Origin of the sequence: Nocardia higoensis (assembly GCF_015477835.1) — a bacterium.
Taxonomy (GTDB): domain Bacteria; phylum Actinomycetota; class Actinomycetes; order Mycobacteriales; family Mycobacteriaceae; genus Nocardia; species Nocardia higoensis_A.
Map to the genome: position 1 here is coordinate 1 of NZ_JADLQN010000021.1, position 1,984 is coordinate 1,984.

The following is a 1,984-nucleotide window of genomic DNA, read 5'->3' on the forward strand; positions in this document are numbered from 1 at the left end:
GGTCCCCCTTCTCCCGAAGTTACGGGGGCATTTTGCCGAGTTCCTTAACCACAGTTCTCTCGATCGCCTCGGTATTCTCTACCTGACCACCTGTGTCGGTTTGGGGTACGGGCCGTGTACCAACTCACTAGAGGCTTTTCTCGGCAGCATAGGATCACTGAATTCGCCTCAATCGGCTACGCATCACCTCTCAGGCTATATGCTGTGCGGATTTGCCTACACAACGCCCTACAGGCTTACACCAGTACTACCACTCACTGGCCCAGCTACCTTCCTGCGTCACCCCATCGCTTGACTACTACACCCAGGATCGTGCGCAGCCACTTCCGGCCTCCCGAAGGAGGTCCATCCGCTTTTGGGCACTTAGCACAGATGATTCGCCACTGGGCGCGGATACACGGGTACGGGAATATCAACCCGTTGTCCATCGACTACGCCTGTCGGCCTCGCCTTAGGTCCCGACTCACCCTGGGCGGATTAACCTGGCCCAGGAACCCTTGGTCATTCGGCGGACGAGTTTCTCACTCGTCTTTCGCTACTCATGCCTGCATTCTCACTCCCATAGCCTCCACAACTAGTTCACACTGCTGCTTCCCTGGCTACAGGACGCTCCCCTACCCACCCGAACCACTGCACACCAGACCGTAGTCCAATGCGGATGTATATGTTCGAGTGCCGCGGCTTCGGCGGTGTACTTGAGCCCCGCTACATTGTCGGCGCAGGATCACTTGACCAGTGAGCTATTACGCACTCTTTCAAGGGTGGCTGCTTCTAAGCCAACCTCCTGGTTGTCTTCGCGACCCCACATCCTTTTCCACTTAGTACACGCTTAGGGGCCTTAGCCGGCGATCTGGGCTGTTTCCCTCTCGACTACGAAGCTTATCCCCCGCAGTCTCACTGCCACGCTCTCACACACCGGCATTCGGAGTTTGGCTGACTTCGGTAAGCTTGTGGGCCCCCTAGGCCATCCAGTAGCTCTACCTCCGGCGTGAAACACGTGACGCTGCACCTAAATGCATTTCGGGGAGAACCAGCTATCACGGAGTTTGATTGGCCTTTCACCCCTACCCACAGCTCATCCCCTCAGTTTTCAACCTAAGTGGGTTCGGGCCTCCACGACGTCTTACCGTCGCTTCACCCTGGCCATGGGTAGATCACTCCGCTTCGGGTCTAGAACATGCGACTCAACCGCCCTATTCGGACTCGCTTTCGCTACGGCTACCCCACACGGGTTAACCTCGCCACATGCCACTAACTCGCAGGCTCATTCTTCAAAAGGCACGCCATCACCCCCAACAGCAAACTGCTCGAAGGCTCTGACGGATTGTAAGCGCACGGTTTCAGGTACTATTTCACTCCCCTCCCGGGGTACTTTTCACCTTTCCCTCACGGTACTAGTCCGCTATCGGTCACCAGGGAGTATTCAGGCTTACCGGGTGGTCCCGGCAGATTCACAGCAGATTTCACGGGCCCGCTGCTACTCGGGTACTCACTACAACAGAGCATGCATTTTCGCTTACCGGACTCTCACCGTCTACGGTTGGCCGTCCCAGACCAATTCAGCTAACACACACTTTTCTGACTGTTGCTTGCCACGGCAGTAACAAGAAAATGAGCCCCACAACCCCACACGTGCAACACCTGCCGACTATCACACACGCATGGTTTAGCCTCATCCGCTTTCGCTCGCCACTACTCACGGAATCACTATTTGTTTTCTCTTCCTGTGGGTACTGAGATGTTTCACTTCCCCACGTTCCCTCCACACACCCTATATATTCAGATGCGGGTAACACGACATCACTCGTGCTGGGTTTCCCCATTCGGAAATCCTCGGATCTCAGCTCGGTTGACAGCTCCCCGAGGCTTATCGCAGCCTCCTACGTCCTTCATCGGCTCCTGGTGCCAAGGCATCCACCGTACGCTCTTAAACACTTACTAACAAAGATGCTCGCGTCCACTGTGCAGTTCTCAAACAACACAC

General features: G+C 55.7%; 1 rRNA gene. It reads right to left on the minus strand.

From position 1 onward, the window contains the following. Positions 1-1,941: ribosomal RNA gene (locus IU449_RS28670) — 23S ribosomal RNA — on the minus strand; the annotation flags it as partial. Positions 1,942-1,984 lie beyond the last annotated feature (43 nt).